The organism is Microcystis aeruginosa FD4, from assembly GCF_009792235.1.
In the GTDB taxonomy this organism is placed as follows: Bacteria; Cyanobacteriota; Cyanobacteriia; order Cyanobacteriales; family Microcystaceae; genus Microcystis; species Microcystis viridis.
The window spans coordinates 1,930,237-1,945,853 of the sequence record NZ_CP046973.1; the positions used below are offsets into that span (position 1 = coordinate 1,930,237).

Sequence of the window (15,617 nt, forward strand, 5' to 3'; positions counted from 1 at the left end):
CTTTTTACCGAACCAATAACTTAAATAAGCCTAATTTACCCTTAAAAGGCGGATATTTTAAAGCGGGATTGAACCAAAGAGGTGTTTTCATAATGGCTTTTTGGTGACTAAAATTCTCAAAGGAAAAACGACCATGGTAGCTACCAATACCGCTATTCCCCCGACCACCAAAGGGTAAACTAGGATTAGTAAAATGAAAACTATTGTTATTAATACAACCTCCCCCAAACTGGACTGATTCTAACCATTTTTTTTCGGTCTTTGCCTTGGTAGTAAACAGATAAAAAGCTAGAGGGTTAGGGTTTTTAGCAATAATTGCTAAAGCTTCCTCAAAAGTGCTAAAGGCAATGATCGGTAAAATTGGTCCGAATATTTCCCCTTGCATAATAGGAGCATCAAGGGAAACATTAGTTAATAAAGTTGGTTGAATATATAAATTTTCTCGATCGGTTTTGCCGCCAAAAACAATCTCACCATCTTGGAGAAAGTCAATCAGGCGGTCAAATTGTTTCTCATTAATTATCTTACCATAATCAGCACTTAATCTGGCATCTTCACCGAAAAAATTAACAATAGTATTAGCTAATTCTCTGATCAAATTCTCCTGCTGGGATTGATGTACCAAAACATAATCAGCAGCGATACACATTTGACCACAATTAGAGAATTTTGTCACGGCAATGCGACGGGTTGCCACGGAAATATTAGCATCAGCTTCGATAACACAGGGACTTTTTCCCCCTAATTCTAGAGTAACAGGAATTAACTTTGCTGCCGCTAGTTGATAAATAATTTTTCCTACCCTTGTACTGCCAGTAAAAAATATATGATCAAAGGTGAAACTGTCTAACATATTCGGAATTACTTCCGCACCATCTCCCGGGACAATTAACACATATTCTTCAGGGAATATTTCTTCAATTATTTTAACTACTAATTTTTCCGTCGCTGAGGCAAATTCACTCGGTTTTAATACCGCACAGTTACCGGCAGCAATAGCACCAACTAAAGGCACTAATAACAATTGTAGGGGATAATTCCAAGCACCAATAATTAACACCACTCCTAAAGGTTCCCGAATAATTTGACTGGAGGAGGGAAAATTTAAGAGATTAGTTTTAACAGTTTTGGGTTGCATCCATGAGCGCAGATTTTTTAAAGCGGTATTAATTTCCACCAAAAGAAAGCCATTTTCAGTAATCCAACAATCTTCGGGACTTTTCTTTAAATCCCTATATAAAGCTTGATATATCTCTGCTTCATATTTAATGATTGCCTGTTTTAACTTCTCTAACTGCTGACGACGGAATTGATAAGAACGAGTGGCACCACTAGCAAAATAGTGACGCAATTTGGCTAATTTTTCTGAGTTTGACAGCATCGAAATAATTCCCAAGTTAATAATGAAATTCTACGGCATCCACTGGGGACGAATTCCCGCTAGAGGTAATTCAATTAAATCAGATTTACTTGCTTTCACTCCATCTTGTAGGGGAGGAATTAACATCCACAAACGACCACCGATAATTGTTTCTCCTGAATCAGTAGTCAAGGGATTAGTCGGATTAGTATCATAACTGGTGCGAAGTTGATCAAAAATAATTGCTAAACCATCGGGAGATAAACTAATGTGAATATCACGATAATCAGCTAATTCCAGTAGGGGAGTCACTTGACCGGTCTTCACATCTATTTTAGCAAAATAGGTTTTTTCTTTGTACTCTTGACTGTTAGTAACTAACTCGGTTAACAAACAATACAAATCACTACCAGTGGCATTAAATTGACAATCTATAATCGAACCTTGTAGATTGAGTAAGCGTTTTTGTAATCCTTGATTATTGACATAAAAAAGCGATCGAATATAACGCATTTTGGCATTATCAGTATTAAAATTCACCATCGCCGCAGCCGTACCATCAGCAGAAAAATTCAAAATACGCCCAAATTTTGGTAAAAAATCTAGGGGTTTTGTTTCGGTTTTTAAAGGCAAAAGGGCGATTCCTTCCCCTTGAGTAACAGCTAAACTTTTACTATCAGGTGCAATCAAAAATTCCCCGCCTTGTATCTTTAATTGTTGGGGTTTTTCCCCCGATTTAACTGCCCATAAATCGAAGTTAATCGGATTGCGGCGCTCAATTCTCTGCACGACAATAGTTTCCCCATCTTTAGCTAAATCAAAATGATTATTTTGATAATCTTTATTGTCTAGCACTAACTCAATTTTTGGGGAAGATTGGCCAAAATCAACTTGGTAAAGCTGCAGTTCACGAATTCCCTCTATCCCCCGATTTTTCGCCACGGCCGAAAAGAGAATTTTTTTCCCATCAGGGTAGAATTCAAAAGCCATAATGGTCAAATTTGCGGGGGTTAAGAGGGTTTTCTTCTCCTCGGTCAAGTTATAAAAAATTAGTCTTCCCTGTTCTTCCCCATTAGTGCCAATATAGGCAAAAGCACGATCCCGACTTTTAAATTCTCTTTCAAACATTGCTAGGGTTTGTCCTAATCGATTACCGCTGGGAAATTGTTCCCGCGCACCTTCAATTTGCAGATGATATTTTTCTCCGTAGGGAATGGGAGAAGTGAGGGTATAAGCTAATCGTCTTCCAGTCCAACTAAACTTCCCTGGCAGCGGAGGATCGATAACTAGATTTTTTTCTACAGTAGCATGATCCATGGGGCGATCAAAAGTGATAATAAATGCTTGATCTTCCGCTCCAATTTCTCGATTTTCCCAGCTAAATTCCTTGACCCTTGGACCGGTTTGTAAAAGACATTGATTACCACAGTTATTACCTAACCAAATTAAGCCACCAATTACCAAGGTTAGGGAGACAATTAATGTTATCGCTAATTTATCAATCGGTTGTAGTTGTAAGGTCTTGATCATTATAGTAGATAGTTAGGAACAACCACTGCTCACTGCTCACTGATAAGTAGGGAGGCACAATTATTTGTAGGATGGGTTAGCGCACTTCGTAACATGATTGGGCGTTGGGTTTCATGCTTCAACCCAACCTACGTTCATCTTATATTTAATTCCACCCACCTACTTAACTGATAACTGCTCACTGATAACTGCTCACTGATAACTGATAACTGCTCACTGATAACTGTTAATATCCGTAGGGATCCACAGGAGTGGGTATAGGTTTCACGGATTTAGCCTTAATTACTAATTGTCTTCTGGTGGTTGATTTTCCCACCTCTACGGGTAAAGATTCCGTGGCCATTTCTCCGGTGATTTCTAGCCAAGTATCATTGGGATATTGACTGCGACTTCCTGATAGTTTCACCGGTAAACCCACGGGATAAGCATCCACGGCACAACAGGTAAGAATAAAGCGACTAATTAATAAATAATTATCGGGTAATTGGGGCAATTGCACCACAAAACCTGTGACTTTTACTGGTTGTCCCTTGTAAGCATCAGGTTCGGGGTAAGTATTTAAAGTTCTTACCCATTCAATTAAACTTTTTTCCTCTGGTTTAACGGTAGTGCCAAAGGATTGAGTTTGCAAGCGAGTTAGGGGTAAAGATTCACTAATTCCCCTCTGTAATGCGATTTGACTGCTGAGGGGCTGCGGGGCGATAAATAGGCCTAAAAGGGCAGTTAATACTAATAAACCTGAGCCAAAATGTTGAGGAAGAATGGTAATATGCGATCGATTATCATTACTATCTAAGTTAATCTTTTTTTGCCACTGCTTTAATAATGTCCAAAGCTTGACTAATCCCAGGGCAAATAAAGCAATACTGGTGATGAGAACCAGAATAAAATAATTAGGATGTATTAGTAAATTTAACTGTCCAGTTATCCAGTATTTAAATAGTAACGAACCCCAACCGATTAGGGCAATAATATCGAGAAATTGGGGGGCGATTATTTTTAGACGTGATGAATTCATGGGAAAAACTATCTAGGGACTGACCTAAAATAAATAACTGTGAGCCAAGGTGAGTAAAAAAGTCATTTGCGCTGCTAAAGCAAAGAGATAAATTAACATTCTCGGTTTAAAAATAGACAACATTAAACCAATCCCTTTCAGGTCAATCATTGGACCAAACACTAGAAAAGCCAGCAGGGAACTACTGGTAAAACTAGAGGCAAAGGAGAGGGCAAAAAAAGAATCAACCGTGGAACAAATCGAAACAATTACTGCTAACAGCATCATGGCCAAGATCGAAGTAATTGGATCCTGACCCAGATTAAGAACAAATTCCCGGGGAACAAACACCTGTAAACCGGCCGCTATAGCACTTCCTAAGATTAACACTCCTCCTAATTCCCGTAATTCCATCACCACGTTTTCCAGAAAAGTTAACCAGCGCCTTTTCATCGGGATAGCTTGCACTGCCGGTAGGACAGCAGTAGCGGCAAAACTTTCATCTAAGCGCAAAGTTTGACCAGAATTACCGATCAGAAAAGAACCAGATTGTAGTAGCAGTGGTATAGATTCTTTTTCTGGTGTTTGCGGTTGCCAATTGAGACTTTTTGCCAAAGAGGTTTGTAGGATTGGTCGCGGATCTTTTTGGATACTAAAGATAATACCGATAACCGTAGCGATGAACAAAGAAAAGATAACTCGATAGAAAACAATTTCCGGTTGATCGCGAAAAGCTACCCAAGTTGACCAGATAACAATCGGGTTAATTGTCGGCGCTGCTAAGAGAAAACTAACCGCTACTGCATTGGGCATTCCTTGCACAAGTAAACGTCGCGCCACAGGTACATTGCCACACTCGCAGACGGGAAACAAAAAACCAATACATCCCCCCACAAATGCTCCTAAAACAGCATTTTGAGGCATCAGGGCAACTAAGCGACGTTCATCGACAAATATTAAAAGAATACTAGAGAGAATCACCCCTAGCAGTAAAAAAGGCATAGCTTCGACCAACAGGCTCAGGAATAGGGTAAAGGCATTTTGTAGTTGACTCATCTATCCTCGCCTTGTGAATTGGAGGTTCAGGCATAAAGACTTAGGAACCCTAGACAAAGGTTCATCAGTCCGCTCCCTGGCTTTTTAACATTTTTTTAATATATCCGATCGAGTGACTTCTGTATCAATTGATAAGCCGTCAGCCGCTACTCCGTCAGCTTTTTTCTCCCTGCTCCCGACTTCCCCACCTCTTACAGATATAAGTAGGGTTTGCGGCAAAAAGTTTTTCGTGGGGGTAGGAGTCGGTGGTCAGGAGCCGGTCGTCAGGAGCCGGTCGTTTCAGGCTTTGTTGCCCTCTTTTTTTGTACCAGTTTATCTACTATAAGAAGGATAATGCCAGGTTTTTGAATGTCCCAATCCTATATTCCCAGCATCAACATCGGATTTTAACAGGTCAAAAGCCTTATTTTCAAAGGGTTTTACCATTATTCAGCCAGCCCTAAGTATTTTATAAAGATGTGAGTAATCACCAACAGGAGTGAGAGAATCAAGATAGAGATTTAGCGGAGCATGGTCAAAGACAAGGCTAAACAACAAATATCTCAAGCAGTGGTCGTGCATAGTTTCAGAGCATCTACCTAATTTGTCAATACCGCCAGCTATCGGATTGGCAACTTGGAGTTTTGGCCTGGTCATGACCAAATCGAGCAGCCTGACTCAGGTGTCGAGATTCGTTGGCGCAGTCAACGAGGAAAAACCCAACAGGGTCAGGCTGCGACTGAAAGAATGGTATGAGCCTGGAAGGCGAAAAAAGGGGAAAAGCGCAGGACTCTTGAGGTAAGCAGTTGTTTTGCACCTTTGTTAAGGTGGGTAATTAGTTTATTGCCTATAAGTAGGGTTTGCGGCAAAAAGTTTTTCGTGGGGGCAGGGTGTGGGGTATGGGGTGTAGGGTGTAGGGTTTTACCGATTTTGAGGTAGTCAGTTACCTAATTTTCAGGGAAAAAGTACCTGAATTTTACCCCCGATCACCCCCAGGTCCGGCACTTTTGGATTTCAAAAAAGTCTAAAAGCCTTATCCAACAAAGTTTTTAGATTTATTCAGCCAGCCCTAAGTAGGGTTTGCGGCAAAAAGTTTGTTGGTGGGGTTAGGAGTCAGCAGTCTCCGAGTCAGGCTTCGGCCGTGAGACTTCGGCTTCGACGGTGAGACTTCGGCGTGAGCTTTTGTCGAACCCTCAGCCGAACCGCCGAACGGAGCCGGTCGTTTCAGGCTTTGTTGCCCTCTTTCTTCGTACCAGTTTATGTACTAAAAGAAGGATAATGCCAGGTTTTTGAATGTCCCAATCCTATATTCGCAGCACTAACATCGGATTTTAACAGGTCAAAAGCCTTATTTTCAAAGGGTTTTACCATTATTCAGCCAGCCCTAACTAATACCCCAAAACCCCTAACACCTATCCCCCAACCCCCAACAATATCAATCATGATTGAGAATGGCTTTAGCCTCAATTAAAGCCGAGCGCACTTGTTCAAAACCTGTGCCACCATAGCTATTACGGGCCGCTACCACCTGACGAGGAGCGATCGCGTCGTAGATATCGGCCTCAAAAGCTGGATGTAATTCTTGCCATTCAGTCAGGGTTAAATCTTTCAATAACTTACCGGCTGCCAAACTGCTTTTAACGACTTTCCCGACTAAATTATAAGCTTCTCGGAAGGGAATTCCCTTACTGGCTAAATAATCCGCCACATCCGTCGCATTAGAAAAATCTTCCGCAACCGCGTTAGCTAATCGGTCGGTTTTAAATTGAATCCCAGTGGCTAAAAGTACTGTCATCGCTTGCAAACAAATCCGCACGGTTTTAACGCCATCAAATAACGCCTCCTTGTCCTCCTGCAAGTCTTTGTTATAGGCTAGGGGTAAACCCTTCATTAAGGTCAATAACGCCTGTAAATGCCCAAAAACCCGCCCTGTTTTGCCGCGCACCAATTCGGGAACATCGGGATTTTTTTTCTGGGGCATAATGCTAGATCCCGTGGCACAACTATCGGTGAGAGTGATAAAACTAAATTCTTGGGAAGACCAGAGAATCATTTCTTCGCTCAAACGGCTCAGGTGTACCATAATCAGACTAGCGGCCGTCATGAATTCAATGGCAAAATCTCGATCGCTAACTCCATCAAGACTATTGTTATACACCTGCTCAAAATCGAGTAAATTGGCACTGTAATGACGATCAATCGGAAAAGTCGTCCCTGCTAAAGCACCACATCCTAGGGGCGAAATATTAGTCCTGGCGCGAATTTCCCCCAATCTTTGGTGATCCCGTTCGGCCATTTGAAAATAAGCTAAGAGATGATGGGCTAAACTAATCGGTTGAGCGCGCTGCAGGTGGGTATAACCGGGGATCAGGGTTTCCAGATGGTTTTCAGCGTGATTGACTAAAGCTTGCTGAAAATTGCGAATTTCTTGCCTAATATCATCGATTTGTTGTCTAAGATACAGACGAATATCTGTTCCTACCTGATCGTTTCGCGAACGCGCCGTGTGCAGTTTTTTGCCCACATCTCCCACTATCTCAGTTAAACGACGTTCCACGGCAAAATGCACGTCCTCTTGATCGATGCCGGGGTTAAAATTGCCGGCGCGGTATTCTTGACGAATTTGTTCCAATCCAGAGACGAGACTATCAGCTTCTTCGGGGGTGATAATACCCGTATAGGCGAGCATTTTAGCGTGAGCGATCGATCCGGTGAGATCATACTCGATTAATTCGATATCAAAGCCAATACTGGCGTTAAATTCCACGATCGTAGGATGGAGACTACCTTCAAAGCGATCGCTCCAAGTTTTCTTTGCTGTCACTGTTTTCGTTAGATGATTGTGGATAAAGTTAACCAAAATATGCTGGACAATTTTTGGGGATAATCCGGTGCTGATAGCATTACCGCTTCAGGTTAGAAAAATCTCCAACTCTACAAACATAAGAATAGCAATAATTGCTCACTCTGGCTGAATGCCGATGTGCGAAAAGCTAATAAGAACCTGAGTTCGAGTTAAGCAGATTGGGGTAAAACCCAGTATCGGTCGGGAGGGCTTCTTGGGTTGGTGACCGTAAGCAATTAAGCCACACAAGATGCTAAGTACAGGACAAAAATTGCAGGGAATGAAGAAAATCCTGATGATTAGGCAAAAAAGGGTTAAGAATCAGATGACGAAGATGGTCAAAACCCAGAAGTGTTGAACGGGAAAAAAGTCGGACACAATTTGATTTATAGATAGGAAAACAAAGTAAATATACAGCAACAAGTGTGAATAAGCCATGCTGATAATTTTCCCAAAACTAATGAAAGAGCTTCTCAAGCGACTCCCCAAAAATGACTATCCTGCCTTAAGTACATTTACCTTTGTGTCCTGTTGGATAGGTTTGGCACTGGATAAAAGTATCGTTAGCATGAGAGACTTAAGCGCACGCCTGAAAATGCTAGGAATTAATGTCAATACGTCAACGTTTTCTAAGGCGAGTAAAATCCGAGAGACAGAACCATTTGAGAAAATCATAAATGAATTAAATAAAAGGTTAGTAAGCAAAAGAGTAAAAGAAGCAGCTCAAGCTTTGTTTCCAAACTTTTTACTGATTCTACCATCTTTCTATAGGTTTGTTTATACACACCGAAACGGCGTTTGAATTGTTCATCTGATAAGTTTTGATCATCCATATTTTTGCTAATAAACATAGCAAAAGTATAGATGATTTCCTCAACTAAGATCACATTTTATTCTTTTTTCCACTTCCATCTAAAAATTGAGAAAAAAGCCAAATCTTCCATTATACCATAAAAAAATTATGCAAGAGGTCTCTTAAATGTTGGCTTGAAGGAACTCTCGGTTTCACCTCGGAGATGAAAAGCCAACCAATATAGAAACAGCGAAGCACAATTAATATTCTGGGGAGTCTTGGCTCTCCACATATTTTTTAAGTTGATCTATCGTAACGCCACCACAACTAGCCACAAAGTAAGCTCCTGTCCATAATACTCTCTTGTCTTTCCAGTAAATCTTCTTTAAATGGTCACTGTAGTTATCCCACAAAAGCTTGCTTGAAGTAGATTTCAAATTAGCAATTAACCCGCTTAGTAATTTATGGGGGGGATAAGTTAAAAGAATGTGAACATGGTCAGACTCACCGTTAAACTCTACTATACTGGCATCCCATTTATCAGCAATAGACTTAAAAGCCTCATTTAAGAACTCTAAATGTTCTTTCTTGGGTGGTGATTCGGTAGTAGTGATGGCGGCTTAATCCTTTGCTTTGCTGTGCATTGTAGTCATGGATAAAATACCAAAGGACTCCCCAACGTGATTCTCCATTTTTTTAGAGAAAGATAGACTCTCTCTCACCAGCCGAGAAATCCTTTGTCGAAAGGTATTATTTAATCTTTCAATAGGATTAGTTTGACCAGTTTCTTTTCCGACCGGTCGATGACGTTTACTAGGAATTACTGTCTTATAGGACTCCCAAAAGTCTGTGTAAGCAACCGCGCATTGTCGGTAAACGCCTGGTAAACTGACCCCAAAGTTTTTTGGCTGATTGACGACTCCTATCTCCGCGCATAGCAACCAATAATTTCTCTTGTCTTTCTATCAATTAACCGCCAAATATAAACTTTTATCGTCTTAGAAAAAACAAAAGACCACATCTCATCACATTCTCTAACCAATTTACCTTTTGGTTTGTCCGAAACCTTTATTTGACGGGGGACAGCCGCCAGTTTATTGTTGACATAATTTTGTAACTATGACCAACTTACCCCTGTTACTCTAGCAATTCCTCGTCAGGAAATTCGTTCGAGTAAGAGTTTATCAATTAATTGTTTAGTTTCGTCAGACACGGTTTTATTAGTGGGATTGATCACAAACGGTTGACCACATTCTTTACATTGACGTTTGGGTTTTCCCTTATGAATAGAACCATTCTTGATCCTATGGTGAGAACCACAACGCTTGACAGGGGAATAGAGGTGAACTAGGGGGGGGACTTGGTTCGGTGCTAGACTGATATTTGAGTAAGCCAGACAGGAGCCAGAAAAAGATATTTATCAGAAAAGTCATGAGCAAGCTAGAGGTTTAAAGACTGAGCGGGTTCCAATTATTTTTATTAATAAATATTTTACACAATTCATACCAGGTAAGCAAGAGAGCTACGCCACTACTACCGAATCATTACCCACTAGCTAATTCAGCTTGACGGCGGCTTAAATCTAAGATTTTGGCACTTTGAGCTTGTCCTTGATAAGCGGCGGCCACAGTTTGAAAATAACTGACACTCTTTTCTAGTAAAGTGCCAATTCTTCGGGGTAGGGAACGTCTCTGCCAAATCGGCCAAAGATAGTAACTAATGACTGCCAAAGCTCCCCCCAGCACAGTATGAAAAACTCTTGTCTCGGCTAACTGCCAATCTTTGGGTACGTCTAGATCTAGAATCAGCACAATTAGCATGGTCAGAAAGAGCATAAAGAAAGCATAATTGACAAAACGGAAGGCAGCAGTTAGGGCAGCTAAGACAATTGGAATTATTATTAGTAGGTTTAGATATTGAATCTGCAAAACTATGGGGGTTGCTAAGATTACTCCTAAAATAGTGCCGCCAAGGCGCTGTATAGCCTTTTGGATTGTGCCACCATAATCTGGCTGGAGAACAAACAGCACTGTTAAAGCTATCCAATAACCGTGATGCCAATGGAGTAGAATGGATACCAACATGGCAAAAGTAGTGACAGTGGCTAGACGCATGGCCGCAGTAAAATTAATCGACTCAAAAGTCCAGTTATTTTTCAACATTTCCCAAAGGTGACAGGGGTTAAGGGAACTGATGGTCGTGCCACCTTGACTTGCCTTTGGTGATCGAGGAGTAGGGTAATAGTGGCATCAATTTGTTCTGCCAGATTGGGCGTTGCTGAATCAAGGTATGAATGACAACCTTGCACCCATCCAAAAGTTAGTTTGGGTCTAGGTTTTAAAAATCCCACAAAAGAAGATTCATATCTCAAATCAGCAACGCCAAAAAACGTTCATCTGCTGTGACCATTTGACAGCTTTTATGCACTGCCAAAGCTAGATAAACATAATCATAAACCGCCTGTTGTATTCTCACAGCAATCTGTACTATCACTAAAAATCCGCCCCGAATAATGTTGATGTATCTCTTCAAAAATTCGCCTCGATTCAGCGTGAGTGCGTGTCTGAGTTGTAGTTTTATCTAGGCTTGGTGCTGGTTTAAACGTTACTGTCACCTCTAAATCAGTTTCTTTAACTTCCACGGGAATATCTAAATGCAATATTCGGTCTTCACCCACAGGAGAACGTAATTTAACTTGCTGTATCATAGTTATTTCCTTTCCTTTTTTAGCGAGTAATCGACGGTAAACCTCTTGCTACTATAATAGCTATTTATGTCATTTGAGCGCAAACCACTTGACACTGCGACTATTTTGTGCAAACAATCGCCAATTTTTCAAGACCCCTGTAACAAAAATTAACATTTATTGCAAGAAATCAAAGAAAACGGGTTTCTAAATAGTTTCTCGGAGAAAACCGTTTTCTAAATAGAAACCCGTTTTCTAAAATACCCTAAGTCATAACTCATGATTAATAATTGAGCGAATGTCTTGTATAAATTGCGATGGCGTTTGTATAATTATTCCTGTCTGTTCAGCAACTTGTGACGTAAAATCTTTGGTGTTTAAGCTTAGTAATCTATCTGCATTAGCCAATAAAGCGGCTGCAAGAATAGGAGCATCTTTTTCTTCAATAATTTTACAAAATTGTAAGAATTGTTCTTGAGATGGATTCGGTAAAATTTCAGGATTTATCTGGCTGATAAGTTGCTTGAAAATAGGAAGTGCTAAGGGAATTTTTTTATAAAGATTTCGCTGGCATTCTTCTAACACTTGTTCTGAAATAAGTATTTTAAATAAGCCAATTTCAGCCATTGTCAGCACTGCTCGACTTGCACCTGTTTTAGAAGCTGCACCAGCAATTAAGATACTAGAATCAGCAAAAATCCTCTTCATCTTAATGTTTTTCTTGGTATATTTTTTGCCTTTCTTCGTCTAATTCTTGTAATAAATCATTTAGTGTAACATTGGCTTCTTCTCGAATTGTTGTAATTTGGTCAGACAGTTGAGGGACGTTGGGTTGTTGTAAAGTCAACAAAATAATACCCTCAATTTCTATTAAATTTAATAAATCTCCTTCGCAAATATTGAGTTTATCTTGGATAGCTTGAGGAACATTAATTGTTCCATTTTTTTCTAAGCGAATAGCAAAAGACTTCATGATTGATATTTATTGACGTAATTTATTTAAAAAAATAGCATTTTTTGATAGTGCGGTCTGCTCCTCAGTATTTTTGGCACGCTTATCTCGTAGTGCGCTCAAAAAAATCCAGAAAACGGGTTTCTCGAAGAAACCCGTTTTCTAAGGGGTTACCGGGTTGAGTCCCCAAAATGCCCCGACTGCCACCACTAACAGGTTGGGCAGAGTAGCGATCGCCAAACTCCTGTATGCAGTCGCAAGGGTATGCCGCGCCAGAGCAAAGGTGTAGCCGAGGGGCTGGATATCTTGGCTATGCAAAATGACATCTGCGGCCGCTTCAAAATCCCCTCTCCCTAGAGAAATGACCACCTGATCCTCAGGCTGGCAGCGGCGACGTAGATGATACCAGTTTTCGACTTCCATCTAAAAATCGAAAGAAAAGCACCCCCTCATTATGCCATAAAAAAATTATACAAGAAGTGCATTTAGCTAATCTAAGGATAGGCGGTCAAAGTGCGTCTTGGCTTAATAAGTAGGGTTTGCTGAAAAAGTTTGTTGGTGGGGTTAGGAGTCAGGAGTCAGGAGTCAGGAGAATTAAGAATGAATAATAATCAGAACATTAGATTTTTTCGACTTGTTCAAAGATGAACGTAGGTGGGGTTGAAGCATGAAACCCAACGCCCGCACGGGTTACGCTACCGCTAACCCATCCTACAAATAATTGTGCCTCCCTACTTAGGGCTGGCTGAAAAAGTACGGGCGAAGCATTCGGATAGAAAATCTACGGTTTCACCGATAGGTTATTGCCCGAATGCTTCGCCCCTACAGGGCGCGGGCTGATGAAGACGCAAGGTTTTGAACCACGATTCTCTCAAAATCTTGCACCTGTGAGAGCAAAACAGGACACTAAAACCCTTACCTTGTCTATATTTCACATTTATTCAGCAAACCCTACTTAGCAATTCTTTAAAGACAAACTACCCACCAGATTTTGGAAAATTGGCATAACAAAAATAACTAAAGGGAAAGCCAAATTTGATTAGGGAGTTGCCAGAAATTGACCAGGAGATAATTCGGCATTAACTAAAGACTTCAACGGGATTAATTTGACAGCACAAGCTTTTAATTCTGGTTGCAGGGAAATCGGACAAGCGGCCGGATGGGTGAGACTATTAGCCTCAGCATTTTCTGCCCATAAAGCCCCCCAGTGCATCGGCACAAAGACACAATTAGGAGCAATTGCTTTGGTAATTAAAGCGGGAAAACGGGCAAAACCGCGACGAGAACGCACCTCCACCCATTCCCCTGCTTCTATGCCCAATTTTGCCGCATCTTGGGGATGAATTTCCAGAAAAGGTGCGGGGTGCATTTTGACAATTTTCTCGATGCGGCCGGTGCGGGTTTGGGTGTGCCAGTGACCGTACAAGCGCCCCACGGTTAACACGAGGGGATAATCATCGTCGGGGGGTTCCGCTAGACCTTTACTGTGGTAGGCGGCGAAAACAGCACGACCATCGGCAGTATTAAATTTACCATCGGTATAAAGGCGTTTTGCGGCTGTTTTTTGGCTTTTATCGTCATCTTTAACTAAATTCCCTAGTAATTCCCCGGAATTAGCGGTTTTAGGGGCGGAAATTTCATCGATGGAATCGGGCCACGGTCGGGGAGTCTCGGCCAGGCGATCATAATTAATCCCTGTCATATCACAAGGACGTTTATATGTCAAGCGGGCAAACTCGGAATATACCTCGGCCGAATCCTGAAAATTAAATTGTGCCTGAAAACCCAAACGGCGACCAACTTCGGCAAAAATTTGCCAGTCGGCCTGAGCTTGTCCCACGGGAGGGCGAAAAGCCTTATTTAACGTCACCATGCGCTCAGAATTGGTCATTGTTCCCGTTTTTTCGCCCCATTGGGCCGCTGGCAGTAATAAATGGGCATAGGCGCTGGTTTCTGTGGGATAGTAGGCATCCTGATAGATAGTAAAAGGTGATTTTAACAAGGCCGCCTTGGTACGTTCTAGATCAGGCATACTAACAGCCGGATTAGTAGCGGCAATCCAAAGAAGTTTGACATCTCCCGTCTCTAAACCAGTAATCATACTCCAAGCGTCGCGACCAGGGACCGGAGAAATCCGACCAGCAGGTAAACCCCAAGCTTGTTCCACTTCGGCCCGGTGTTGGGGATTTTTGACGGAACGATAACCGGGGAGAAGATGGCAGAGGCCGCCAGCTTCCCGTCCTCCCATGGCGTTGGGTTGTCCGGTTAGGGAAAAAGGACCAGCCCCCGGTTTACCGATATTAGCCGTCATTAGGTGTAAATTGATTAAAGTGCGGGCTTTGGCCGTGCCTTCGCTGGATTGATTGATACCCATCGACCAGAGGGAAAGCACTCTTTTCGATTCGGCCCAGTAGCGGGCAGCCTGTTCTAAATCGTCGATGGGGATACCGCATTTAGGGGCGACGATTTCGGGGGGATAATGGCGGATAATTTCGGCGTATTTGGGGAAATCCCTGGTGCATTTATCGATAAAATAGGTATCGATCGCACCCCAACCCAGTAACAGGTGGGCAATACCGTTAAATAGGTCAATATCGGTCCCCGGGTTAATGGCTAGGTGGAGATTAGCGGCCTCGGCGGTTTTAGTGCTGCGGGGATCGACGACGATTAATTTCGCTTCTTTGTTACGTTTGAGGTACTTGTGCAGACGGTTAAAGATGATGGGGTGACATTCGGCTGTATTTGTCCCCACCAGAAAGGCACAATCGGTTAATTCTAGGTCATCGTAACAGCAGGGGGGACCGTCGGAACCGAAACTGTCAAGGTAAGCGGCCACGGCCGAAGACATACAAAGACGGGAATTAGCATCAAAGTTATTGACTCCCAGACAGCCCTTGACCAGTTTTTGGGCGATGTAGTAATCTTCGGTGTGAAATTGTCCCGAACCGTATAGACAGATACTTTCCTTTTCCCCCTGAGCGATTAGAGTTTGCATCTGGTTAACGATGCGCTCAAGGGCCTCTTCCCAAGTACAAGGACGAAATTGCTCTTGGAGAGAATCGCGGATCATCGGGGTTTTGAGGCGATTTTTATCGATTGATTCCGCTACGGTAGCCCCCTTGACACAGATCATACCTTGACTGGAGGGGTGGGACTTGTCCCCAAAGACTTTCCATGCTTGTCCGGCCGACGCGCCGGGGGTGACTGTCAAACCACAACCTACTCCACAGTAAGGACATTGGGTTTTTGTAGATTCAGTCATAAGCAGTGGGTCTGATTGGTGGCGCTATCTTTGGGCATACTAAGATAGTCCGCAGATTTTCTCGGCAAAATTGTAGTTATTAATACAATTTATTGCAAGCCTTAGCTAAATTGCCATTTTCGTGATGCAAATCGCGCATTACAACTGGCTAGATAAA

At 42.0% G+C, this 15,617-nt stretch carries 11 protein-coding genes and 4 pseudogenes; all 15 read right to left on the minus strand.

Going from position 1 to position 15,617, the window contains the following annotated elements; genetic code table 11:
* Positions 1-4: 4 nt before the first annotated feature.
* The gene (locus tag GQR42_RS09960) at positions 5-1,381 is read right to left on the minus strand and encodes an aldehyde dehydrogenase (RefSeq protein ID WP_158199854.1); all 1,377 of its coding nucleotides are present in this window, start codon (positions 1,379-1,381) and stop codon (positions 5-7) included.
* 30 nt (positions 1,382-1,411) lie between these two features.
* Positions 1,412-2,890 (minus strand): hypothetical protein, encoded by a 1,479-nt coding sequence (locus GQR42_RS09965; protein WP_158199855.1) that lies wholly within the window; start codon positions 2,888-2,890, stop codon positions 1,412-1,414.
* 226 nt (positions 2,891-3,116) lie between these two features.
* A complete protein-coding gene (locus GQR42_RS09970; RefSeq protein WP_158199856.1) occupies positions 3,117-3,908 on the minus strand; it encodes a TIGR03943 family putative permease subunit in 792 nt (263 codons plus the stop codon).
* A 24-nt stretch (positions 3,909-3,932) separates the two neighbouring features.
* Positions 3,933-4,943 (minus strand): permease, encoded by a 1,011-nt coding sequence (locus GQR42_RS09975; RefSeq protein WP_158199857.1) that lies wholly within the window; start codon positions 4,941-4,943, stop codon positions 3,933-3,935.
* A gap of 1,414 nt (positions 4,944-6,357) precedes the next feature.
* Positions 6,358-7,746, minus strand: coding sequence for an argininosuccinate lyase (gene argH, locus GQR42_RS09980; RefSeq protein ID WP_158199858.1), 1,389 nt, complete (start codon positions 7,744-7,746; stop codon positions 6,358-6,360).
* A gap of 191 nt (positions 7,747-7,937) precedes the next feature.
* Positions 7,938-8,046, minus strand: a pseudogene (locus tag GQR42_RS30295) (IS982 family transposase); the annotation flags it as partial.
* 455 nt (positions 8,047-8,501) lie between these two features.
* A pseudogene (locus tag GQR42_RS09990) lies at positions 8,502-8,618 on the minus strand (IS5/IS1182 family transposase); the annotation flags it as partial.
* Positions 8,619-8,820: 202 nt separating this feature from the next.
* Complete coding sequence (gene tnpA, locus GQR42_RS09995; RefSeq protein WP_199273340.1) at positions 8,821-9,174, minus strand: IS200/IS605 family transposase; 354 nt, start codon at positions 9,172-9,174, stop codon at positions 8,821-8,823.
* Positions 9,122-9,941 (minus strand): annotated as a pseudogene (locus GQR42_RS10000) (IS1 family transposase). Before GQR42_RS10000 ends, tnpA begins: the two are co-directional and overlap by 53 nt.
* A 163-nt stretch (positions 9,942-10,104) precedes the next feature.
* A complete protein-coding gene (locus tag GQR42_RS10005) occupies positions 10,105-10,722 on the minus strand; it encodes an FUSC family protein (RefSeq protein ID WP_233271349.1) in 618 nt (205 codons plus the stop codon).
* Between the two features lie 287 nt (positions 10,723-11,009).
* Complete coding sequence (locus GQR42_RS10010) at positions 11,010-11,267, minus strand: hypothetical protein (protein ID WP_002770636.1); 258 nt, start codon at positions 11,265-11,267, stop codon at positions 11,010-11,012.
* Positions 11,268-11,516: 249 nt separating this feature from the next.
* Positions 11,517-11,954 carry a PIN domain-containing protein gene (locus GQR42_RS10015; protein WP_002770638.1) on the minus strand — a complete coding sequence of 146 codons (438 nt, stop codon included), beginning with the start codon at positions 11,952-11,954 and terminating at the stop codon, positions 11,517-11,519.
* A gap of 1 nt (position 11,955) precedes the next feature.
* The gene (locus tag GQR42_RS10020; RefSeq protein WP_158199859.1) at positions 11,956-12,219 is read right to left on the minus strand and encodes an AbrB/MazE/SpoVT family DNA-binding domain-containing protein; all 264 of its coding nucleotides are present in this window, start codon (positions 12,217-12,219) and stop codon (positions 11,956-11,958) included.
* 141 nt (positions 12,220-12,360) lie between these two features.
* Positions 12,361-12,576 (minus strand): annotated as a pseudogene (locus GQR42_RS10025) (ATPase); the annotation flags it as partial.
* A gap of 661 nt (positions 12,577-13,237) precedes the next feature.
* On the minus strand, positions 13,238-15,460 hold the full coding sequence (locus GQR42_RS10030) for a molybdopterin oxidoreductase family protein (RefSeq protein ID WP_158199860.1): 2,223 nt from the start codon (positions 15,458-15,460) through the stop codon (positions 13,238-13,240).
* Positions 15,461-15,617 lie beyond the last annotated feature (157 nt).